Below are 22,218 nucleotides of genomic sequence, written 5' to 3'. Positions count from 1 at the left end.
CGACCGGTGCGGCGACTCCCGACCGTCCACAGTATCGACCGTGGCCAACCCTCCGCTGCCCCGCTCGTCACCGCCGGTGCTCATCCATCCACCCCCGGGCGAAGTCGACGGCCACCCGAAGGTCCGTGAGCCGGCAGTCGGCGCCGCCGACCGGCCCGCGCCGCACCGCGCCGGCCTCCGTCAGTGCCCGGCCGATCAGCGGAAAGTCGGTGTCGTGGAGATCGAGGGCCTGGAAGTCGTGCCGGACCCGCCGCCCGGCGGCGTCGCGCACGTAGCACCGGTACGCCCGGTCGACCGGCGGGCGGCGCAGCCGGTACTCGGCCAGGTGGAACGCCGTGCAGACCGACCAGTCGACGCCGAGCAGCAGCACCACGGCGTCGGCGGCGTGGAGCGCGCCGAGGGGTGAGCGTTCGCCGAGGTGGCAGTCGAGGTCGTGGACGGCGGTCAGCCGGGCCGCGTCGGGGCCGAGGGCGGCGAAGGAGGTCTGCGGGTGGTGGCTCCGGGAGGCTCCCGGCTGCCGGCGTACGTGCTCGGCGAAGACCCCCATGCCCTCGGCGGGGCTGCGCTCCGGGTCGAACGGCACGATGGCCGCCTCCGCCGCCGCGACTCCGGCGGGGCCCAAGCCGGCGGTCGCCACCCGGAACGCCCGCGAGGTGGTGGAGTTGCCAGCTGTCTGCGCCGGTACGACCACCGTGCCCGCTCCGCCCAGCACGTCCCGCAGGGCGGCCAGCAGCGTGGCGGGGCCGCCCGCCACCCGACCGACGCGGGACAGGGCGCAGTGCACCAGCACGGTGGACCCCGGCCGCAGTCCCAGCGCGCGCAGGTCCGCCGTCAGCGTGGCCCGCCGGAGCGGGCCGGCGGTCACGGCCATGTGTCCACGGTGGCGCGCATCCCCCCGACGAACCGCTCGCCGGCGGCGGTCAGGACGCCGAGGTCGAGCAGGGCGTCGAGGGCCCCGTCGGTCCAGTCCCGGTAGCGGCGGAAGTGGTCCCCGGCGGCCGGCCCGGGGCGGTGGCGCCACACGTCGGCGACGGCCAGATGGGCGTAGACGCCGTGCAGCACGCCCTCCACCGGGCGCGGGTCGTCCCGCCACGGCACGCGCAGCGTCCGGGTGTCGTCGCGGTCGAACAGGTCGCAGACGTCCAGCACCGCGCTGAGCTTGAGGTGCTGCACCTCGTGCACGAGCAGGACGGCGAGGGTGGCGTCGTCGGGTACGGCCGTGACGGCCACCGCGCCGAAGGCGACGCCGGCGGCGGCACTGCGGAACCGGCCGGTCGGCTCCGCGCGCAGCGGCACGACGGCCCGCAACAGGGTGCGTACGCCCGCCGTGTAGCTGGTGGCCTCGGCGTCGATCCGCCGCACCGCCCCCTCCAGCCGCCGCGTCCACCCCAGCGCGGCGGCGCCGGACAGCCGCGGCTCGACCGGCAGGTCGTAGCCGTCCCGGTGCGGATCGGTGTCCTCCAACAGCAGCCGGTTCCCGCCGAGACGGACGGCACGCACCGGCAGCCAGCCGTCCGGCCCGTCCTTTCGGGCCGGGTCGCCGTCGTGGCCCGGGAGGACGGCGATCCGCCGGCCGGCGAGCCGGACGTCGCCGTCGTCGACGACGAGCCTGACGACGCCCCGCTCGGCACCGACCGCGAGCGCGCCGAGCGTCGGCAGGCTGACCACCCCGTCGCGCACCGGGACGGGCAGGTCGGCCCGGACCCGGGCGCGGACGGCGGCGGCCGCCGCCACGCAGGCCAGGTAGGACAGCTCGGCCGTCCCGTCCCGGCAGCGCCGTGCCCAACGGCGCACGAAGGGGTGGGCCAGCACGGCGCGGACGGCATCGGGATGCGCGTCGTCCAGGTGGACCAGCAGCCGCCACCCGTCGGCCGCCACCGGGTCGCCCGCGGCCCGCTCGCTGAGCGCGACCAGCAGGGCGCGCACCAGCGCCAGGTGGACGGCGGCGAGCTGCGCGGCCGAGCCCGCCGCGCCCGCGCCGGTCGCCAGGTCGTCGAGGACGCGCGGGTGGAGCGAGTCCGTGGGCCGGTCGGGTTCGTCGGCGACCGGCGCCGCCGTCACCACCCGGACGAGTTCCAGCAGGTCCGGGCAGTAGACGGACGGGTTGTCGAAGCCGTCCCCGGCGCGGTACCGGTGGGCGTAGAGCCCGCCGCCGCAGTGCCCGACCACCGGGCACGCGCGGCAGGTCGCGCAGAGACCGTCGAGACCGGTCTGCCGTACGGCGATCGCCGGGTGGGCCGCGGCATCGTCCACCCGGTGGCGGAAGACGTCCAGGCCGGTGGCCGCGGCGCCGTCGAAGGCGGACTTGAGCGAGTCGACCTGCTCGAAGGTGCCGTCGGTCTCGACGACGACCAGGTCGGCCGGGCCGAGCCCGACCGCCTCGCTGCGGCTGCCGTGCCCGGACGCGGTGGAGAGCAGGGACTCCAGCAGGCGGATCGGCACCGGACGCCCGTCGGCCAGCCACCGCCGGTGGACGGCCAGCAGCCAGTCGGCGTACGGAGTGGCGGGGCCGTCGGGCCGGGCGGGCGGGTTGTCCCAGTTGGCATGCGGCAGCAGGAAGTCGACGTGCGGAGGCTCCTCGGCCAGCAGCGCCTCGTACACCCGGATCGGGTCGTTGGCGAGGTCGACGGTGCAGAGGATGCCCGCGTAGCTGCTGCGGTACGCGGGGCTGCGCAGCAGCGACAACGCCCGCAGCACCTGGCGGTGGCTGCTCGACCCGTTGGCGTGGCGGCGGTGCCGGTCGTTGGCGGCCCGGTCGCCGTCGAGCGAGATCCCCACCTTGACGTCGTGGGTGACCAGCACGTCGCAGGTCGCCGGGGTGAGCAGCACACCGTTGGACTGCATCCGCAGGTCGAGGCGGGCCACCGGGCCGATGACGCGCCGCAGGGTGCCGGCAGTGGAGTCGAGCCGGGCGGCGCCGGCGAGCAGGGGCTCGCCGCCGTGCAGGACCACCCGTACGGCGTCGAGCCGGTGCGCCGCCGCGTGCTCCGCGATCCGCTCCGCGGCCGCCGCCACCGTGGCGGAGGCCATCACCCGGGGCTGGCGCCGCCAGGACTGGTCGGGGTGCTCGTAGACGTAGCAGTGGTCGCAGGCGAGGTCGCAGCGGCTGACCAGCTTCAGCACGTACTGCGTCAGCGGGGCGACCTGCCCGGTCGGCTGCCCGTCCGGCTCAGATCGCAGAGCTGAACGCCGCGACGTCGACACGCGCCGGACGATCCTCCCTCCGGCCGGCCACGCGCGCGACGGACCGGGCCCGGTCGAGGGAGATCCGGCCGAGCGGGGTACGCCGGAGGTCGTCCAGTGGCGGCGCGGTCGGATCGGGCTGGCGTGCGGTGCGATCCACGTCGGTTCCCCCATTTGGAGTCGGGAGTGGACGGACGACCGCCCACGACGACGGTCAACGACGACTATCGACGATGCTATATGGCACAACCAGTGATGTCACGGCTGCGCAGCGCCATCCTGCTCGATCATCTTTGCCATCCAGCCCTCGTTGGACAGCGAGATGATGCGCTCCGCCTCGGCGACGAACGCGTCGTCGCCGGCCCAGCCCAGCCCGGCCTCGCGGGCCGTGCGCAGCCGGGTCAGCTGGTCGGCGGTGCGGGCGTACTCGATCTGGTGGTGCTCGTACTGCTGGGCTGAGCCGTAGCCGACCAGCGCCGTGGTCACGGCCGCCGCGACACCGATCCAGGCGGTGAGGCCGAGGTTGTCGCCGAGCACCCCGACCGTCGCGGAGACCAGGGCGGCGGCGATCGTGAGCCCCGTCGCCGCGTACCGGACCCGCCGCGCGGCGCGGGCCATCCGGCGGGCCGCCGGCAGGTAGTAGCCGTCGACCTGCCGCTGCAACCGTTCCGTCACGTACGTCGCCACGTCCGAGACGGCTGGCAGCGGACGGTCGGCCGGCGGCGCGTCCAGGGTGCGGCCGACCAGGTCGCCGGCGTCGTCCATGAGCGCGTCGAACCGGCCGAGCAGGACAGCGTCCCGGTCCGCGCCGCCGAACGGGGCGACCCCGGCGAGATAGCGGTAGGTGTCCGCCTTCAGCGCCTCGGAGACCGAGCGGAGCCGGGTCCACGCGTGCACCGCCTCCCGGGAGGACCACCGGGCCGCCAGCGGCACCACGAGCAGCGCCGCCGCCGCGACGATCGCGAGCGCCCGCCCCACACCGGGGTGGGCGTGCCCGAGCTGGTTGGCGAGGGTGCCGCACACGGCGGCCCCCACGGTGAGCGCGGCGATGGTCAACCGCGCACGGGTGATCGCACGCTTGGCCTCACCGGACGCCCGTGACCAGGCAGCCTGCCGCTGCCAGATCGTCGCGACCGCTGCCGGGACATCGAAGTTCGCCACGATCCGATGGTAGGACGGCCGCGCCCGCGCCAGGGGGACCCGAAACGGCCAATCCGGCGGGCGGCGGTCAGCTGGGCAGGAAGCTGTCGTACGCCTCGTCGTACCAGTCGGCCTCGTTGTGCCGGCGGATCACGCCGTTCACCCGGGTCAGCAGCAACCAGTTGTCGTTGAGCACCAGCGCCGCGTCCTCGGGCCGGTCGGCCAGCACCCGGCCCACGGTCCGAAGCATGTGCGGCCTGCCCTTCTCCCCCAGCGTGTCCTTTCGCATGTGGAAGTCGATGTCGACGTAGGTTGCCGGTTCCCACTCCCACGGGACGCCGCCGTCGTCCTCGGCCCCGTAGTAGCCCCGGCTGCCGGCGACGATGCTGACGGCGTAGCCGCACTCCTCGTTCAGGTCGGCGCTGAGCATCCGGGCGCCGGAGTGCGTCGTGGTCTCGGCCGCCTCGGGGGCGACCAGCGAGGCCATCCGGTCCAGCGGGACGTCGCCCGCGAGCGTCAGTCGATAGGTGATGGACATGCGTTCGACCTTCCTCAGTCCCGCCGGACGATCTGGACGATCTGGCCGCTCCGTGTGACGGCCACCAACTCCTTCAGCCCCGGTACCGGCCAGTCGTCGAACTGCTTTTGCAGGGCGGCGGGATCTCCCCGCCAGTCCTGGAGGTTCAGTACTACCCGTTGGCTCTGCCGCCGCCCGACCTTCCTGCTCACCGCACTTGAGATGGAGCGTGGTGCCGCAGAGGAAGTGGGAGCGTAGCAATCGAAGACCAGCCCTTCGATCAGGTAATCCGGCGACCTCTTTTCGTCGACGACGTCGCCGGCATTCAGCTTGGCCGTCGCGATCTCCTGTTTCGTGGGGTTCTGGTGCACCCGATAGCCACTGCTGGCGACCGTGTCGGCGGCCTCGTTCTCCAGTTCCAGGCTGCGGCGTTCGGCCGGTCTCTCATTGGCCGGGATTCGGGTGCGTGGTCCGGTCGGTGTGCCGCCGGCGGTGCCGGTGGCGGGTCTGGTCCACGGCGCGGAGTCGTGGGCCGGGTCGTGGATGGGATCCTCGTGCCCAGGGTGGCGGCCGGCGGTGCCGGCGTCGGCGGTCGAGGTAGGGCTGGTCGGTGTGGTGCCGCCAGCCCCGGTCAGTTTCCCGCCGACCCCAGCTGTCGGGCCTCGGCGATCGCCGTCTCGACCGCCTGCCGGGCGCTGGCGGTGCGTTGGGCGACCAGGCTCAGGACCTGCGTGATGCTCTCCAGGGACTGCACGAGAGGGCCCGGTTGGCCGCCGTGCAGGACGGTGGTGACGAGTTGTCGTGTCTCGCGGACCTGCGCGATGGTGGCGGCGGCGGTGTCGCGGATGCCGTCGCACGCGTTGTGCACCGGTGCCAGGCCGGTGATCGTCTCGTGCGGGCTGGCCTCCTGCGGGACGGCCGCGGTGGCCTTCGTGGCCTCGCCGATGGTGGTCGCGAGGCTGCCCAGGCTGCCCCGGACGGCCGAGATGCCGTCGCGTACCCGGATCACGCCCGCCGCCACGGCGGCGAAGCCGGCGCCGGCGGCGCGCAGGGCAACCTCCTGCGCCTGGTTGTCGGCGGCGGACGCCAGCGCCTGCGCCCTGTCGACGCCGGTCGTCAAGGCGCGCAGTTCCCCGGTGATCTTCTCGATGTGCGACACGCGGCCGACTTCCCCCGATCGACGACAGTGAGATACCCGAAGCTGAAACCTAGCGACCCGCGCCCCCGGGCCGCCAGACCCTCCGGGGCGGTGGGGGAGGCCGACCTGGTCGCGGGGCGGATCAGTCGGCCCGGTGCAGCGGTCCCCACTCCGTCGACGCCTGCGCATCGACGACCCGGTCCGCCTCCCGCAGCGCCCGCTCCGACACCCACGCGACCGGCCGGCGGCACCGCACCAGCGGCTCGTTGTCCGGGCCCCGGCCGCGCTGCTCGCCGGCCAGCACCCAGGGGCGTACGCCCGGGCCGCGTAGCCGACGCAGGTGGCAGTAGTCGTAGAGCCGGCGGGCCACCCACAGCCGCAGCGGCCGATCGCCCCACCACGACTCGACGGCGAGCGGATTGGCGGAGAGGCCGGGCAGGTCGATGCCGGTCAGCGCGTCCTTGCTGGACTGCCCCGACCCGTGCTCGCCGGACAGGTCGACGCCCGGCCCGCGGGACCACCGGACGTACAGCTGCTCACCCGGGGCCGCCTTGCGCAGCAGGTCGACGAGCTGGTCCAGCTCGTCGACGACCGGCAGCACCGCCTCGTACCGGACCACGCCCATGGTGTTCCAGTTGCCCCGCCCGGAGCCACTCATTCATCCCGCTGCGACCGCTCCGCACGAACCGGCCCGGTGCCGGAGCTCATTCCCCGTCCCGGGCCGGTCGTACGACCGCTCAGGCTGGCGTGGCCGTGGCCTTGCGGTGCCGCTCGGCCCGGCGGCGCACCTGCGTGTACGCGCTGGTCAGCCCCATCGCCCGGCGGACCTCGACGAGCGTCTGCCGCACCTCGTGGCGGGTCCGCTCCGTGCCCTCGAAGATCAACTGGTCGACCAGCCCGGGCTCGGCCTCGATCCGGGCCCGGCGTTCCCGGATCGGGTCCAGGAACCGGTCGAGCGCGACGACCAGTTTCTCCTTCACCTCCACGTCGCCGACCCGCCCGGCCCGGTAGCGCTCCTTGAGGTCGTCGACCTGCGCCCGGTCGGGGTTGAAGATGTCGTGGTACGCGAAGACCGGGTTCCCCTCGACGGTGCCGGGCACGTCGGCGCGGATCCGGTTCGGGTCGGTGTACATGCCGAGCACCGCGCGGCGGACCGTCGCCGGATCGGCGGAGAGCGCGATCGCGTTGCCCAGGCTCTTGCTCATCTTCGCCCGGCCGTCCGTGCCGACCAGGGTGGGCGTCTCGGACGCGATCGTCTCCGGCACGGGGAACACCTCCCCGTAGAGGTGGTTGAAGCGCCGGGCGATCTCCCGCGTCACCTCCACGTGCGCCGCGTTGTCCTTGCCGACCGGTACGACCTGCCCCTTGACGCAGAGGATGTCGGCGGCCTGGAGCACCGGGTACCCGAGCAGGCCGTAGGGCATCTCCTCCTTGCCGGCGTCGCGAGCCATGTCCTTGAGCGAGGGCACGCGTTCCAGCCGGGGCACCGTGACCAGGTTCTGGAAGAGGGTGTTCAGGTCGCCGACCTCCGGGATGGCCGACTGGAGGTAGAAGGTGGCGCGCTGCGGGTCGACGCCGGCGGCCAGGATGTCGGTGACCATCTCCCGGGCGTTGCCGGCGACCCGCTCGATGTCCTCGCGGGTGTTCCGCGTGGTGAGCATGTGCAGGTCGGCGATGATGAAGAAGCTCTCGTAGCGCTGGTGCAGCCGCACCCGGTTGGCGATGCTGCCGACGTAGTGGCCGAGGTGCAGCCGCCCGGTGGGGCGGTCCCCGGTGAGCATCCGTGCAACGGACATGGTGGTACGCCTTTCGTGCCTGGTGGACGAGGTGTGCGCGGGCGCGCGTCGACCGGGGATGTCATCCCGGGTCGGTCAGGGTCGGCTCAGTGAGCCGAACGCCATCGCGCGCCGTCGCGGAACCGCAGTCCACCGGCACGAAGTACGTCGATCATCCGCTCGCGGCCGTCGTCGGAGCGGGTCGGAGAGATGGTCACGACACCGAGCGGGAGGCCGTCGACCAGGTCGACGACCTCCGGCGCGTAGCTGATCGGCCGGACCATGCCCCCACGGTAGCGGGTCCGGCCCTGCCCGCTCAGCCCTGCCGGTAGCTGTCCCGGTAGTAGTCGCCGATCCGGTCCCGGTAGCCGGGCTCGCCGTAGGCATCCGCGTCGAAGGCCGGTGACTCCTTGACCTGGTCGCGGGTGCGGTCCACGTGCACCGTGCGGTCCAGGTGGTCCACCCGCGTCACCGTGCCGGCCGGCAGCAGGACCTTGCGGCCGAAGATCCACGGCCCGGTGTCCACCACCAGCCAGCGGGCGTCGGTGTCGTCGCTGGCCTCGTCGACCGAGCCGATCCGCCCGTCGGTGGCCTCCACCCGGTAGCCGACCAGGTCGAGCGGGGTGCCGGGGCCGGGGGCGTCGGGTCCGTCACCGCCGGGCTCCGGCCCGTCCGGTGGGGCGGAGTCGGGGCTGGCTCCGGAGTACCCGCCGGCGAGGGCGGACGGGTCGCGCCAGGTCCAGGGGTTGAATGTCGACGGCTGCACGGGTCACCTCCGATGACGGTCTGCGCCGGTCCCCAAGTCAGTGCCCCGCCCGCGCTCCCGGGAAACAACACGGCAATTTTCGGTTCACTGAAATTTCTCGGTGCGAAGTACGTCATATTCGCCGACCGTCGATGAATGGCGCGCTGTGCCGCAGGTGGCGGCGACGGGAAATGGGCCGCGCACATCCGCCGGGGATGCGGAGTGTCCAGTCGGCACATTCGTTCGGTCAACCGGGCCGACCATTCTGGTGACGCATCTGTCGCAGAGGAAAAGGGGGACACGGATGTACCGCACCATTCGTCGGCTCGGGGTCGTGCTCGCCGTCGCGCTCGGGCTCGTCGCGGGGGCCGGCGCCGCGGCGCCGGCGGCCGTCGTCAACCCGGTCACGCCGCAGTCGCTCTGCGGGCTCGGATACACGGTCGTGGACCAGGACCCGATCCGGCACGCGGAGACCGGCGTCCGGCTCGGCACCGTGTACCTGCTGCACAACGCGATGGTCGGCTACGGCTGCACGGTCACCGTCAAGTCCGCCTACGTGGGGACGCTGACCCGCACCCAGGTCTACCTCGCCGCCCAGTACCTGCCCACCCAGACCGACGACGGCGACAAGCTCTGGGCGGCCGGGCCCGCCCGGGCGTACGTCAGGGGCGGTTGCATCATCTGGGGCGGTTTCATGGCCGACCCGAGCGGCACGATCCATTACCACGACCGGGCGAACCCCGCGATCGGCGGCATCGGCACCTGCTTCTGAGGGTGTGTTCGGGAGGTCCGCGATCATGCGGGCCTCCCGTTTCCGGGGAGCCGTCCGATTCGCCCACCGCAGTTTCGGAATGGCACAAGGAAACGCGTCACTGCTCACCGTTCTCTTCGGCTTTCGGTAGATCCACTTGCACGGGGAGCCGCCCGACGGACGGGCCGCCAGTTCGGCTACGGCTCGCACCAGCTCCCGGCCGCCGAGGCACTGCCCGTCAAGCCGCACGACATACGGAAGCGCTGCGCTCTGCTCGCCGCGCTCCCGGCTTGAGCGCACGACACGGCGCCGGCGGCGGCAGGTCCTCGGCGGTGGCAGGTCCCCTGACCTGCGCCTCCACCGCTGGCCCGTCAGCTCGCGCTGGCATACTCGGCAGCCATGGTGCTGTCGCGCGGCTGGGCGCTCTTCCTCACCGGGGTCGGAATCTGGACCTGGGTGATCTGGCCGAGGTTCGCCGTCGCCATCTGGAAGGACCCGCGGGCCTGGTCCACCGGCAGGGTCGGAGAGTTCCCAGCCACCGGCTTCCTCTGGATCCACGCTCTGCTGATCGCGGCGTCTCTGCTCATCGGCACCATCGTCGGTGTACTCGGCGTACGAGCCTGGCGGGCGGCCGGCCGGCGCGCCGACCGTCAGGCACCCTGACGGACGCTCCACCGTCACCGGGCTGCCGGACGGGCCCCCGAGGTCCATCGCTACCGATCTGCTCCACCGGGCCCCCGAGGTCAACTGCCACCAGGCTGCTCCACCGCACACCAGAGTTGCGCGACACGCCGCGCCACATTCACCGCCACCAGGCCGCTCCAGGGTCGTGGGGGATGCCGCGGTGCCTGGCGCGCTGACACCTCCGCCGGCACCCTGCGGCAGGCATGTGCGGATGAGGCGTGACTGCGACGGATGCGGGCGTTCGGAAGGGTGGCGGTGCTGCCCGTGGCGGTGGCGCCTTGGCTGTCGGGCGAAGCACCGCAAGTGCCCTGGCTGCCGGGGACAAGCGCCGCACCAGCGCTGAGCAGGCGATATAGCGACCGGGAAATGATGTGACCCGGGACGCTACCCCCGGATTTGACGTTCAAACCCGCAGACGCGTAACTTTCTCTCTGCCAGCGCGGAACGGGGCAAACAGGGCGAAAGTCCTGAGGCGCCGAACCGAACTGGCCCGGGTCGGACGGGATCGAATCCTCGGACGACGCGCCCCGGGCGGGGCTCACCGGATCTGCCGCGAGGCGGATTTGGCGCAGCGAAGCCGACCGGGTAAGGTTCACGGCCGGCAGGGATCCGGGCGAGCTCGCGGGAAACCGCAGAGCGGCCGGTCTGCCAAATCCGATGATCAACGCGGCGGTTCGCTGCTGCGTGCGCTCGTCGGAGCCAACCCGTACGAAGCACGACAGACCGGAACAAACGGTTTGACACGGCGAAGACGGTGAGGTAACGTAGTAAAAGTGCCCGGCGCGAGAGCGGCGGACACGGTGAACGAAATGCCCCGGGTCGGGTGCTCCACGGTGTGGGGTTTCTGGGCGGTGTGTGGTTGTTCTTTGAGAACTCAACAGGGTGCTTGATAAGCCAGTGCCAATTATGATTTATACCCCGGACTGGTCAGGCTTCGGTTTGGCTGGTCTTGGATTCCTTTGGCAACACTTTTTGTTGTCGGGACAGTTTTTCAACAAGTTTTTGTTGGAGAGTTTGATCCTGGCTCAGGACGAACGCTGGCGGCGTGCTTAACACATGCAAGTCGAGCGGAAAGGCCCTTCGGGGTACTCGAGCGGCGAACGGGTGAGTAACACGTGAGCAACCTGCCCTAGGCTTTGGGATAACCCTCGGAAACGGGGGCTAATACCGAATAGGACCACCGGTCGCATGGTTGGTGGTGGAAAGTTTTTCGGCCTGGGATGGGCTCGCGGCCTATCAGCTTGTTGGTGGGGTGATGGCCTACCAAGGCGACGACGGGTAGCCGGCCTGAGAGGGCGACCGGCCACACTGGGACTGAGACACGGCCCAGACTCCTACGGGAGGCAGCAGTGGGGAATATTGCACAATGGGCGGAAGCCTGATGCAGCGACGCCGCGTGAGGGATGACGGCCTTCGGGTTGTAAACCTCTTTCAGCAGGGACGAAGCGTAAGTGACGGTACCTGCAGAAGAAGCACCGGCCAACTACGTGCCAGCAGCCGCGGTAAGACGTAGGGTGCGAGCGTTGTCCGGATTTATTGGGCGTAAAGAGCTCGTAGGCGGCTTGTCGCGTCGACCGTGAAAACTTGGGGCTCAACTCCAAGCCTGCGGTCGATACGGGCAGGCTAGAGTTCGGTAGGGGAGACTGGAATTCCTGGTGTAGCGGTGAAATGCGCAGATATCAGGAGGAACACCGGTGGCGAAGGCGGGTCTCTGGGCCGATACTGACGCTGAGGAGCGAAAGCGTGGGGAGCGAACAGGATTAGATACCCTGGTAGTCCACGCTGTAAACGTTGGGCGCTAGGTGTGGGGGGCCTCTCCGGTTCCCTGTGCCGCAGCTAACGCATTAAGCGCCCCGCCTGGGGAGTACGGCCGCAAGGCTAAAACTCAAAGGAATTGACGGGGGCCCGCACAAGCGGCGGAGCATGCGGATTAATTCGATGCAACGCGAAGAACCTTACCTGGGTTTGACATGGCCGCAAAACTCGCAGAGATGTGAGGTCCTTCGGGGGCGGTCACAGGTGGTGCATGGCTGTCGTCAGCTCGTGTCGTGAGATGTTGGGTTAAGTCCCGCAACGAGCGCAACCCTCGTTCGATGTTGCCAGCGCGTTATGGCGGGGACTCATCGAAGACTGCCGGGGTCAACTCGGAGGAAGGTGGGGATGACGTCAAGTCATCATGCCCCTTATGTCCAGGGCTTCACGCATGCTACAATGGCCGGTACAATGGGCTGCGATACCGTGAGGTGGAGCGAATCCCAAAAAGCCGGTCTCAGTTCGGATCGGGGTCTGCAACTCGACCCCGTGAAGTCGGAGTCGCTAGTAATCGCAGATCAGCAACGCTGCGGTGAATACGTTCCCGGGCCTTGTACACACCGCCCGTCACGTCACGAAAGTCGGCAACACCCGAAGCCGGTGGCCCAACCCTTGTGGAGGGAGCCGTCGAAGGTGGGGCTGGCGATTGGGACGAAGTCGTAACAAGGTAGCCGTACCGGAAGGTGCGGCTGGATCACCTCCTTTCTAAGGAGCACCTTCCGACGAAAGTCGGTAAGGAGCCCGCACTGCCCGAATGTGGTGGTGGGGTGCTCAATGGCGGAGACACTGGCGAGTTTTTTCCTGGCAACGGCTGGGGTTCTTCTAGTACAGCTGCCTTCGGGTGGTGGGAACGGAGTCCTGGTGCGGCTGGGAGAGGGCGGATAGCACCCTGTTGGGTCCTGAAGGAACAACCGTTGGTTGTTTTTTCGGAGCCGTAGGCGAGCGTGAGAGCTTGTCGGGCTGCCAGGCATGGCCTGGTGTGGCATACCGCCGGCGGTGGTCGGGTTTGGTGTCGCACGGATCGGGTTGTGGGTTGGTCGTTTGTTGAGAATTGCACAGTGGACGCGAGCATCTTTGTGGTCAAGTTGTCAAGGGCGAACGGTGAATGCCTTGGCACCAGGAGCCGATGAAGGACGTGGGAGGCCGCGATAGGCCTGGGGGAGCTGTCAACCAAGCTGTGATCCCAGGGTGTCCGAATGGGGAAACCTGGCTGGAGTCATGTCCAGTCACCCACACCTGAACACATAGGGTGTGTGGGGGGAACGCGGGGAAGTGAAACATCTCAGTACCCGTAGGAAGAGAAAACAATTTAGTGATTCCGTGAGTAGTGGCGAGCGAAAGCGGATTGAGGCTAAACCGGTTGCGTGTGATACCTGTCAGGGGTTGCGTGGTCGGGGTTGTGGGACCCTGCTGAACAAGCTGACACTTGTTCGAGAAGTTACAAAGTCAGTGGCTAGTCGAACAGTCTGGAATGGCTGACCGTAGACGGTGAGAGTCCGGTAGGTGAAAGTTGCTGACCTTCTGTGGGTGTTCCCGAGTAGCGGCGGACCCCTGAAATCTGCCGTGAATCTGCCAGGACCACCTGGTAAGCCTAAATACTTCCTGGTGACCGATAGCGGACGAGTACCGTGAGGGAATGGTGAAAAGTACCCCGGGAGGGGAGTGAAATAGTACCTGAAACCGTTCGCCTACAATCCGTCGGAGCCTTGCGGGGTGACGGCGTGCCTTTTGAAGAATGAGCCTGCGAGTTAGTGGCATGTGGCGAGGTTAACCCGTGTGGGGGAGCCGTAGCGAAAGCGAGTCTGAATAGGGCGTTCAGTCGCGTGTCCTAGACCCGAAGCGGAGTGATCTAGCCATGGGCAGGCTGAAGCGCGGGTAAGACCGCGTGGAGGGCCGAACCCACCAACGTTGAAAAGTTGGGGGATGACCTGTGGTTAGGGGTGAAAGGCCAATCAAACTCCGTGATAGCTGGTTCTCCCCGAAATGCATTTAGGTGCAGCGTCGCGTGTTTCTTGCCGGAGGTAGAGCACTGGATGGTCTAGGGGGCCCACAAGCTTACCGAAATCAGCCAAACTCCGAATGCCGGTAAGTGAGAGCGCGGCAGTGAGACTGCGGGGGATAAGCTTCGTAGTCGAGAGGGAAACAGCCCAGATCACCAGCTAAGGCCCCTAAGCGTGTGCTAAGTGGAAAAGGATGTGGGGTCGCATAGACAACCAGGAGGTTGGCTTAGAAGCAGCCACCCTTTAAAGAGTGCGTAATAGCTCACTGGTCAAGTGGTTCCGCGCCGACAATGTAGCGGGGCTCAAGCACACCGCCGAAGCTGTGGCATTCACATTTTTACCTCGCTTGGACTTGATTCCTTGTGCAGGTGTGTGGATGGGTAGGGGAGCGTCGTGCCGGGGGTGAAGCAGCGGGGTGACCCAGTTGTGGACGCGGCACGAGTGAGAATGCAGGCATGAGTAGCGAAAGAAGGGTGAGAAACCCTTCCGCCGGATGACCAAGGGTTCCAGGGCCAGGCTAATCCGCCCTGGGTGAGTCGGGACCTAAGGCGAGGCCGAGAGGCGTAGTCGATGGACAACGGGTTGATATTCCCGTACCCGCGAAAGAGCGTCCCTGATGAACCTCGTTGTGCTAACCACCCGAACCTGGGGAGGTCTTCGGACCGAGCTGGGGAGCGTGGGAACCTGGCGGGTAGTAGTCAAGCGATGGGGTGACGCAGGAAGGTAGCTGAGCCCGGCCGGTGGTTGTGCCGGGGTAAGCGTGTAGGCCGGTGTGTAGGCAAATCCGCACACCATTAGGGCTGAGACGTGATGCCGAGCCGATTCAGGTGAAGTCAGTGATCCTATGCTGCCGAGAAAAGCCTCTAGCGAGTTCTTAGCGGCCCGTACCCCAAACCGACACAGGTGGTCAGGTAGAGAATACCGAGGCGATCGGGCGAACTGTGGTTAAGGAACTCGGCAAATTGCCCCCGTAACTTAGGGAGAAGGGGGGCCGGAGACGTGAAGCCCCGCGCGGGTGGAGCGTTGTATGGCCGCAGAGAGCAGGGGGAAGCGACTGTTTACTAAAAACACAGGTCCATGCGAAGAAGTAATTCGATGTATATGGACTGACGCCTGCCCGGTGCTGGAACGTTAAGGGGACCTGTTAGCTCCTTTGGGGGCGAAGCGGAGAACTTAAGCGCCAGTAAACGGCGGTGGTAACTATAACCATCCTAAGGTAGCGAAATTCCTTGTCGGGTAAGTTCCGACCTGCACGAATGGCGTAACGACTTCCCCACTGTCTCAACCACAGGCCCGGCGAAATTGCATTACGAGTAAAGATGCTCGTTACGCGCGGCAGGACGGAAAGACCCCGGGACCTTTACTATAGCTTGACATTGGTATCCGAATTAGCTTGTGTAGGATAGGTGGGAGCCGGTGAAACCTATACGCCAGTATGGGTGGAGGCAATCTTGAAATACCACTCTGGTTGATTTGGGTATCTAACTTCGGACCGTTATCCGGTTCAGGGACAGTGTCTGGTGGGTAGTTTAACTGGGGCGGTTGCCTCCTAAAGGGTAACGGAGGCGCCCAAAGGTTCCCTCAGCCTGGTTGGCAATCAGGTGTTGAGTGCAAGTACACAAGGGAGCTTGACTGTGAGACTGACAGGTCGAGCAGGGACGAAAGTCGGGACTAGTGATCCGGCACTTGCGAGTGGAAGCGGTGTCGCTCAACGGATAAAAGGTACCCCGGGGATAACAGGCTGATCTTCCCCAAGAGTCCATATCGACGGGATGGTTTGGCACCTCGATGTCGGCTCGTCGCATCCTGGGGCTGTAGCAGGTCCCAAGGGTTGGGCTGTTCGCCCATTAAAGCGGTACGCGAGCTGGGTTTAGAACGTCGTGAGACAGTTCGGTCCCTATCCGCCGTGCGCGTAGGATACTTGAGAAGGGCTGTCCCTAGTACGAGAGGACCGGGACGGACGAACCTCTGGTGTGCCAGTTGTCCCGCCAGGGGCACGGCTGGTTAGCTACGTTCGGAAGGGATAACCGCTGAAAGCATCTAAGCGGGAAGCTCGCTTCAAGATGAGGTATCCCACCCACTTTGTGGGGTAAGGCCCCCAGCTAGACGACTGGGTTGATAGGCCGGAAATGTAAGCCCGGTAACGGGTTCAGTTGACCGGTACTAATAGGCCGAGGACTTGACTACTAAGCTGCTACGCGTCCACTGTGCAACTCTCGATAAACGAACGACAGACCACGTGGTTGGTGTTGTTTGATATGTCGATAGAGTTACGGCGGTCATGGCGGAGGGGAAACGCCCGGTTACATTCCGAACCCGGAAGCTAAGCCCTCCAGCGCCGATGGTACTGCACTCGGGAGGGTGTGGGAGAGTAGGACACCGCCGGACAATCTTTCAGTTCAGGGTCACCCCTTCGGGGGTGGCCCTGAACTGCGTTACGGACCAATTCGAGGCCGAAAGACGCCAGCGCGTCAGCGTCATGCTGAACGCCGCTCGGCGACTGTGTCAACGATCAGGCCGCGGCGGATCGTCCGGGTGTGCCGGCACAGTCATTCCGACCTGCTCGAACGGGCCGACGATCAGGTGGTACTGCTCAGGCGTGAGCTGCTCCGGCTTCCAGATCGCACGGGCCGCGCTCAGGGTCGCCACGATCGCCTCGCTGATCGCCCCGACACGGTACGCCCAGAACTGCGGGCCGCGGGCGCGCAGGTCATCCCGCACGCGCTTGTCCAGCTTGCTGAACGCCGCAGCGGACAGGCTCGGCTTCGGCTGCCGTCCGTGAGCCCGGCGCACCGCCATCCGCAACTCGTACACCCGCTCCAGGTCCTCGCTGCTCAACTGCGTCGCGACAGTGATGAACCGGTCGACCTCCGCCGTGAACGAAATTGCCATTGCGGCACCGACCTTCCTCTACAGGGCGGACAGCTCTACAGGACGGGTGCGCGGTGCCTCCGCACCGCCGCGCGTCCATGCGATGGTCAGGACGGCTCGCGACCGCAGATGAAGCGCGGCTCGGCGGAGTAGCGCCAGGTGAACTTCTCCCGCTTCACGACCTTGCCGTCCTTCTTGAACACCCGGTAGGCGTCCTGGGTGAAGCCCTGGCTGCCGCCGGCCGGGATGCAGGTGGGGCCGGGCTCCAGGTAGACCGTCTTCGGCTGGGTGATGTTGCGGCGCGGGGTGTACTCGGTCTTCACGCTGTCCCAGATCTTCGTGCTCCAGATCGACACGGTGATCGAACTCGACGTGTAGGAGGTGTCGATCAGGACGCCGTGCTCCGTGTTGTTGCGGAACCTGAAGTCGAGGTCCGGCCAGAAGATGGTCGACTCGATGACCGCCGGGTACCGGCTGAACCAGTACGAGTGCGGCTTGTGCTCGACGTCCTCCAGCCCGGCGTAGTACGTCGCGTTGAACAGCGTCGTGGTGAACTGCGAGGTGCCGCCGCCCACCCCCGGGACCAGCTTGCCGTCGAGGATGACCGGAGCGTCCCGGTAGCCCTGGGCGTAGCCGCGCTCGCCGGTGTGCCCGTTGAGGGAGAACGTCTCGCCGGGCAGCACCACCGTGCCGTCCACGTCCTTCGCGATCGTGACGATGTTCTGGCTGCGCGGCGAGGAGAGCCCACCGCTGAAGTGCGTGGTGAAGGTGGAGACCCGCTCCTTGATGCCCAACCCGGCCAGCTTCGCCGCGGTCAGCTCCGGCTCCGCCGGCTTCAGCTCGCCGGTGACCTTCCGGTCGTCCGCCCTCGGCAGGACGGCGAGCAGGTCGCGGCCGAGGGCCGCGCTGTCGAGCTGTTGCCCGGGCTTGCCGTCGACGACCTTCGGCTTGCCGCCGGAGATGGTCATCCGGGCGTCCCTCGGCGGCACCTCGATCGCGGCCAGGTCGCCGCCGAGCGCGGCCCGCAGCCGCTTCACGTCGACCTGAGGCGTCAGCTTGCCGGCCTTGTCGGCCGTGAACCGCAGGCTCCGCGCGATCGCCTTCGGCGGGATCTGCACCGAGCCCTTGCCGGTGGTCAGCGTGACCGGGGCGGCGACAGCCGGCTTCGCCAGCTCGGCGACCAGCCGGTCCACCTCCTCGGCGGTGGTCGCCGGGTGGGTCTCGACCAGCGGCACGGTCACCGGCTGGCCGGCGAGCCAGCCCTCCCGTACCACCTGCGCGGAGCGTTCCGGATCGAGGGCGAGGCTCGGCTTCGGGTGCACCGCCTTCGGCGTGGTGCCCTTCCAGGTGATCGCCGGCATGGTCATCTTCCGGCCCTGGTCGCCGACGACCTTCTCGAGGGCGGCGTCGAGCCGGACGGCGTCCACGGCCACCACCGGCTGCACCGCCCGGGACCCCACGAGCCGGTCGACGGCGTGCGCGTCGGCCTCGGCCGCCGCCGCCACGGTGGCGTCGACGTCGACCGCCAAACCGACGGTGGCAGGGTCGATCGTGGCGGTCCGCTCGCCGACGCGCACCGACAGCGGGGCGTTGAGCGTGGCGGCGCGGCGTTCGAGCTCCGTCCGCAGCTCCCGGGCGGCGTCCGCGCGGCTCCGGCCGCCCAACTCCGCGCCGAGCACCGTCGTCCCGCGCGGCACGTCACCGGCGTACGCGTAGGCACCCGCCCCCGCCACGGAGGCCAGCACCGCCGTGGCGGCCCCGGCGGCCAGCAACAGGCGGGTCCGGCGGGACCGTGACCCGCCCGGCCGGCCAGCCGGCGCGACCGGCTCCGGCTCGTCACCGGGCCAGGTCACAGCCTTGACCTGCACGGTGGGCCGGTCGTCGGCGGGTGGAGTCTTCTCGCCGTACAGCGTCACGGTCACCTCGATCGGACGTACCACAACGGGGGAGCGCGCCTCCGCCCGGAAGACACCTACGGTAACCGGCGCCCCGGCGGGTCGGGAGTCAGCGCCCCACCCTTCGCGTCGCGGCGTGTCGCCCGGCGTGTCGGGGGACACCGGCCGGTCGTCGGGCGGGCCGGCGGGCATGGCACGGTAGGGAACATGGGAGCGGACAAGGCGGTCCTGGCGTACGGGGGCGGTTGGCTGGACCGGGCGGGGGAGCTGCGTACCGACCAGGAACGGCTCGCCGCACTGCTGGCGGACCCGGCGAGCACCCTGCTGCCGCTCTGGCGGGACCGCTGCCTGGTCGCGGGGGACGTGCCGGTGCGGCTGACCGGGGAACGGGCGGCCAAGGCGCTCACCGTCGCCGACGAGACCGTCTTCCTGGGCATGGACGAGGGCTCGGCCGTCTTCGCCGTTGACCTCTCCGGACTGCCCGAGGCTGCCGCCGTCGAGGTGGCGGAGGCGAGCGCCGCCGTGGACGTCCGGGCGCTGGTCGGCCGGCTCGACCCGGCCGGGGCGGCCGTCCAGGCGTACGCGCGGGGGCTGCTGCACTGGCACCGCCAGCAGCGCTTCTGCGGCACGTGCGGGGCGTCGACAGTCGCCCGGGGCGGCGGACACGTCCGGTCGTGCGCGCGGGCGGACTGCGGACGGCTCCTCTTTCCCCGGATCGAGCCGGCCGTCATCGTGCTGATCGAGGCGCCCGGCGTCCCCGACCGTTGCCTACTGGCCCGGCACGCGGGCGCGCCCGAGGGGGCGTACTCGACGCTCGCCGGCTTCGTCGAGGTGGGCGAGAGCCTGGAGGACGCCGTCCGGCGGGAGATGGCGGAGGAGGCCGGGGTGACGGTGACCGACCTGGCGTACGTGGGCTCGCAGGCGTGGCCGTTCCCGGCCGGCCTGATGGTCGGCTTCCGCGCCACCGCCGCGTCCGAGGAGGTGCGGGTGGACGGCGAGGAGCTGCTGGAGGCGCGCTGGTTCACCCGGGACGAGCTGCGCGAGCGGGCGGCCGCCGGACAGCCGCTGGGCCGCGTCGACTCGATCGACCACCACCTGCTGCACTCCTGGCTGACGGCCGGGGCCTGACCGGGCCAGCTCCTCCAGCGCGACGCGGTCACCGCCTGTGTCTCAGCGGACGAGCACGGCGACCGGCGCGGACGGCGTGCCGGTGTCGATGCCGTCGGTGGCGGCGACCCGGAACTCGTAGCGGTGCCCGCGGACCAGCAGCACGGCGGTGAAGTCCGTCCCGCCCACCGGCACCGGGTCCGTCCGCCATTCCCCGCCGGCCGTGACGTCGCGGACCTGGACGCGGTAGGCGAGGCCCGGCCCCGCCGGCCGCCAGCTCAGTCGGGCCTCGCCGTTGCCGGCCGCCGTCGCCGCCAGCCCGGCTGGCGTGGGCAGCCGAGGGACGGCCCGGACCGGCCTGCTCTGCCGCCCGGCACCGGCCTGGTTGGCCGCGGCGACCACGAACTCGTACTCGTGTCCGTTGCGCAGCTGGCGGATGGTGGCCTCGGTGCCCTGCACGGGCACCTCCTCCTCGGTGAACTCCCGCTCCCCGGCGGTGAGGTCCCGCCGGTAGACGCGGTGCCACCCGCCGGGACTGGCCGACCGCCAGGTCAGCTCCACCTCGGCCGTGCCGACCTTCGTCACCCGCAGGTCGGTCGGCACCACCTTCGGCGCGCTGAAGGTCGCCCGGGCCCGCACCGGCGGGGAGAGCGGTCCCTCGCGGTCGCGGTCCACCGCGCTGACGACGAACTCGTACTCGTGGCCGTGCTCAAGGTGGCGGGCGAGGTGGCTCGGCCGGCTCTCGAGTGCGGGCGACCCGAGGCGGCTCTGGCCCGCCGTCAGGTCGCGCCGGTAGACCCGGTAGGAGACGCCGGGACCGAGGTTGGCCCAGCCCAGCCGGATGTCGCCGTCCGGCTGGGCCTGTGCGGTCAGTCGGGCCGGCGCGGCCGGCGGGCTGACCGATGCGGTGGCCCGGACGGGCGTCGAGGGCGGGCTGTCCCCGCCGCCGCCGACCGCGACGACGGTGAACTCGTACGTCCGGGCGTGCCACAGCGAGCCGACGGTGGCGCTGGTGCCGGTGAACGTGCCGACGAGGGCTGGTTTCCGCTGCCCCGCCGTGACGTCGCGCCGGTAGAGCCGGAACACCTGGACGAACGGGATCGGCTCCCAGTGCACCGCGACGTCCCCGGTGCGGCCGGCCTCGGCCCGCACCCCGCTCGGCGGCGGTGGCGGCGGCACGGTGGCGGTCATCCGCGCCACCGGCGAGGGAGGACCCTCGCCCCGCCGACCGACGGCGGTCACCCGGAACTCGTACTCGTGGCCGTTGACCAGGAAGTCGGCCGAGGAGCGGGGCTCGGCGGACGGCTCGCCGATCCGCACGAAGTGGGTCTGCCCGGCGGTCACGTTCCGGCGGTGTACCAGGTAGCGCAGCTCGTCATCGACCGGGACGGGACGCCACCGCAGCTCGGCGTTGCCCGCGCCCCGCGCTTCGGCCGTGAGTGCCGCCGGCGCCGGCGGCACGTCGGCCCGGTCCGGCCGGGGGCGGGGCCAGTCGACCTCGACGAAGCGCGGCCGGTAGAGGCCGGCGTCGGCGTAGGTCACGGCGTCGTCGACGTTGTTGACGTTGTAGGAGATCAGCAGCTTGCCCGGACGAGCCAGGTCGGGGTGCAGGTCGGCGTCGTAGACGAGATGCCCGGCGTCCGTCTCGGGCGCGCGGTGCAGGTAGTCCGGACCTTCGAACGGACCCGTCGGCCCACCCGCCGTGTACGCCACCACGTCGGCGCTGAACACCAGGTTGTTCTCGTGGGTCACGAGCACGTACCGGTCGCCGACCCGCTGCACCCCGTACGACGTGCCGACCCCGCTGAGGATGCGGGCGGACTTGTCCGCTGCGGGCGCCCAGCCGGTGCCCGTCCAGAACTCCCACGGGCCGTTCAGGTCGGTCCCGGCGACCCGGGCGACATGCGCGAACTTCGTCTCGCCGCTCGCCTCGGTGCCGTAGATCAGGGTGTGTCCGCCATCGCGGAGCAGGCTGGAGCCCCACGAGATGCGCTCTCCCAGCGGCAGCGGCCGGACCGCGACGGGTGTCATGCCGGGCAGTGCGAAGGTCGCCAGCGAGGTGCCCAGCAGGACGTGGTCCAGCGGGCCGTCGCCCGTCCGGCGGTAGCGGTTGACCAGCATCTGGAGGGTCTCGCCCACGACCTGGGCGTCGCCGATCCAGTAGAACTGGTCGGCGGCCGGGGGCGGTACGAGCGAGGCGGGGTCCTCGGCGGTGCCGCCGTGCACCGTCTCGCGCAGTTCGTCGCCCTGCTGCACCACGGCGGAGTTGTTGATGAACGACGCGGTGCGGGGGCGGGAACCGTCCGGGCCCACGGGGCCGAGAAACGTGTCGGAGAAGAGCCAGAGGAGCCGGCCGTCGGGGAGCCGGACCGAGGCCGTCCGGTCGGCGCCGTTCCACCGGCCGGAGGTGTCGCCGTAACGCTCGAAGAGGGCGGTGAGCCGGTCGGCCGACATGCCGCCCTCGGCCCGTGTCCGGCCCGGCACGCCGGCCGTCAGGGTGAGCACCAGCGCGGTGGCGTACAGAACGAGCAACCAGCGGGCGTGGGTGCGGACCTTCCCTGGACCGGACCCGGTCGTGGCCGTGCTGACGCTCACCAGAA

Annotated in this window: 16 protein-coding genes and 3 rRNA genes; 6 read left to right on the top strand and 13 right to left on the bottom strand. The window is 69.5% G+C overall.

Annotated features, from left to right (window positions below):
• Nucleotides 1-67: 67 nt before the first annotated feature.
• The 10 genes from OG989_RS06045 to OG989_RS06000 all read right to left on the bottom strand — a co-directional run bounded on the left by OG989_RS06045 (nt 68) and on the right by OG989_RS06000 (nt 8,519).
• Nucleotides 68-871: an aminoglycoside N(3)-acetyltransferase gene (locus tag OG989_RS06045; protein WP_327029938.1), complete on the bottom strand. Its 804-nt coding sequence runs from the start codon at nt 869-871 to the stop codon at nt 68-70.
• Complete coding sequence (locus tag OG989_RS06040; protein ID WP_442791941.1) at nt 862-3,180, bottom strand: FxsB family cyclophane-forming radical SAM/SPASM peptide maturase; 2,319 nt, start codon at nt 3,178-3,180, stop codon at nt 862-864. The genes OG989_RS06045 and OG989_RS06040 overlap by 10 nt, the downstream gene beginning before the upstream one ends.
• A gap of 261 nt (nt 3,181-3,441) precedes the next feature.
• A complete protein-coding gene (locus OG989_RS06035; RefSeq protein ID WP_327029937.1) occupies nt 3,442-4,344 on the bottom strand; it encodes a DUF4231 domain-containing protein in 903 nt (300 codons plus the stop codon).
• Between the two features lie 67 nt (nt 4,345-4,411).
• On the bottom strand, nt 4,412-4,861 hold the full coding sequence (locus OG989_RS06030) for a SitI3 family protein (RefSeq protein ID WP_327029936.1): 450 nt from the start codon (nt 4,859-4,861) through the stop codon (nt 4,412-4,414).
• Between the two features lie 14 nt (nt 4,862-4,875).
• Nucleotides 4,876-5,298, bottom strand: a complete 423-nt coding sequence (locus OG989_RS06025) for a hypothetical protein (RefSeq protein ID WP_151454830.1) — start codon at nt 5,296-5,298, stop codon at nt 4,876-4,878.
• A 173-nt stretch (nt 5,299-5,471) separates the two neighbouring features.
• Nucleotides 5,472-5,999 carry a DUF6244 family protein gene (locus OG989_RS06020; protein ID WP_151454823.1) on the bottom strand — a complete coding sequence of 176 codons (528 nt, stop codon included), beginning with the start codon at nt 5,997-5,999 and terminating at the stop codon, nt 5,472-5,474.
• Between the two features lie 121 nt (nt 6,000-6,120).
• Complete coding sequence (locus OG989_RS06015) at nt 6,121-6,636, bottom strand: DUF6098 family protein (RefSeq protein ID WP_327029935.1); 516 nt, start codon at nt 6,634-6,636, stop codon at nt 6,121-6,123.
• A gap of 79 nt (nt 6,637-6,715) precedes the next feature.
• The gene (trpS, locus tag OG989_RS06010; protein WP_327029934.1) at nt 6,716-7,774 is read right to left on the bottom strand and encodes a tryptophan--tRNA ligase; all 1,059 of its coding nucleotides are present in this window, start codon (nt 7,772-7,774) and stop codon (nt 6,716-6,718) included.
• An 86-nt stretch (nt 7,775-7,860) separates the two neighbouring features.
• Nucleotides 7,861-8,037 (bottom strand): hypothetical protein, encoded by a 177-nt coding sequence (locus tag OG989_RS06005; RefSeq protein ID WP_192581407.1) that lies wholly within the window; start codon nt 8,035-8,037, stop codon nt 7,861-7,863.
• A 32-nt stretch (nt 8,038-8,069) separates the two neighbouring features.
• A complete protein-coding gene (locus OG989_RS06000) occupies nt 8,070-8,519 on the bottom strand; it encodes a PRC-barrel domain-containing protein (RefSeq protein WP_327029933.1) in 450 nt (149 codons plus the stop codon).
• Between the two features lie 283 nt (nt 8,520-8,802).
• Here OG989_RS06000 and OG989_RS05995 point away from each other — a divergent pair, with 283 nt between their 5' ends.
• The 5 genes from OG989_RS05995 to rrf all read left to right on the top strand — a co-directional run bounded on the left by OG989_RS05995 (nt 8,803) and on the right by rrf (nt 16,133).
• Nucleotides 8,803-9,270 (top strand): hypothetical protein, encoded by a 468-nt coding sequence (locus OG989_RS05995; RefSeq protein WP_327029932.1) that lies wholly within the window; start codon nt 8,803-8,805, stop codon nt 9,268-9,270.
• 378 nt (nt 9,271-9,648) lie between these two features.
• Nucleotides 9,649-9,912: an SCO4848 family membrane protein gene (locus tag OG989_RS05990; protein ID WP_327029931.1), complete on the top strand. Its 264-nt coding sequence runs from the start codon at nt 9,649-9,651 to the stop codon at nt 9,910-9,912.
• 1,023 nt (nt 9,913-10,935) lie between these two features.
• Nucleotides 10,936-12,450: ribosomal RNA gene (locus tag OG989_RS05985) — 16S ribosomal RNA — on the top strand.
• Between the two features lie 373 nt (nt 12,451-12,823).
• Nucleotides 12,824-15,932, top strand: a 23S ribosomal RNA gene (locus tag OG989_RS05980).
• An 84-nt stretch (nt 15,933-16,016) separates the two neighbouring features.
• A 5S ribosomal RNA gene (gene rrf / locus OG989_RS05975) occupies nt 16,017-16,133 on the top strand.
• Together the 16S, 23S and 5S rRNA genes form the textbook arrangement of a ribosomal RNA operon.
• A 117-nt stretch (nt 16,134-16,250) precedes the next feature.
• On the opposite strand, the gene OG989_RS05970 is transcribed toward rrf, so the two are convergent.
• Nucleotides 16,251-16,583: a hypothetical protein gene (locus tag OG989_RS05970; RefSeq protein WP_327029930.1), complete on the bottom strand. Its 333-nt coding sequence runs from the start codon at nt 16,581-16,583 to the stop codon at nt 16,251-16,253.
• Nucleotides 16,584-16,723: 140 nt separating this feature from the next.
• Entirely contained in the window at nt 16,724-18,538 is a 1,815-nt protein-coding gene (locus tag OG989_RS05965; protein ID WP_327029929.1) for a VanW family protein, read from the bottom strand.
• Nucleotides 18,539-18,718: 180 nt separating this feature from the next.
• On the opposite strand from OG989_RS05965, the gene nudC reads away from it, so the two are divergent.
• Nucleotides 18,719-19,639, top strand: coding sequence for an NAD(+) diphosphatase (nudC, locus tag OG989_RS05960; protein ID WP_327029928.1), 921 nt, complete (start codon nt 18,719-18,721; stop codon nt 19,637-19,639).
• Between the two features lie 42 nt (nt 19,640-19,681).
• On the opposite strand, the gene OG989_RS05955 is transcribed toward nudC, so the two are convergent.
• Nucleotides 19,682-22,213 carry a fibronectin type III domain-containing protein gene (locus OG989_RS05955; RefSeq protein ID WP_327029927.1) on the bottom strand — a complete coding sequence of 844 codons (2,532 nt, stop codon included), beginning with the start codon at nt 22,211-22,213 and terminating at the stop codon, nt 19,682-19,684.
• Nucleotides 22,214-22,218 lie beyond the last annotated feature (5 nt).

The organism is Micromonospora sp. NBC_01740 (assembly GCF_035920365.1).
In the GTDB taxonomy this organism is placed as follows: Bacteria; Actinomycetota; Actinomycetes; order Mycobacteriales; family Micromonosporaceae; genus Micromonospora; species Micromonospora reichwaldensis.
Note: the sequence above shows the minus strand (reverse complement) of the source record. Positions and strands in the feature narration are given on the sequence as shown.